Source organism: Myroides injenensis M09-0166 (genome assembly GCF_000246945.1).
In the GTDB taxonomy this organism is placed as follows: domain Bacteria; phylum Bacteroidota; class Bacteroidia; order Flavobacteriales; family Flavobacteriaceae; genus Flavobacterium; species Flavobacterium injenense.
Map to the genome: position 1 here is coordinate 1 of NZ_BAEX01000187.1, position 446 is coordinate 446.

The 446-nt window shown below is 34.1% G+C and carries 1 pseudogene; it reads right to left on the reverse strand.

What is annotated here, in order from left to right:
* Nucleotides 1-200: pseudogene (locus RH98_RS16160) on the reverse strand (ISAon1 family transposase); the annotation flags it as partial.
* Nucleotides 201-446 lie beyond the last annotated feature (246 nt).

Consider the following 446-nt stretch of genomic DNA (forward strand, 5'->3'; position numbering starts at 1 on the left):
ACACGTAGTATCTTAGCGATTTGTTTCATAGATCCCGCCATATCTAAAGTAATCTCAGTAACTTTATCTCTAAGCCTCTTAGGTAGTTTAGATAGATGCTTTATTATAGTATCTGACTTTGTTCCTTTAATTATCGCTACAATAGTTCTCTTGTTACCTTTACCTGCTTTAGAAGTCAGTACAGTATACAATTCTCCCATTGATAGACATACTTCATCTATGGATAGTTGACTAGTTATATTTTCAGGATAAAGTAGCCAATCTTGTGCGTGTTCTTGTTGATCCCATTGTTTAAAACCACTGGTTTTATGTTTGTATTGACGTTGAAATTTCTCTCCTTTAACACCAAATAATTCACCAATGGCTTTACAGCTAAGTATCTTAGTATCGGCTAATTTTTTTTAAGAACTCCGAAAACTCAGTAGTCATTCGTGTTCCTTCTGCAA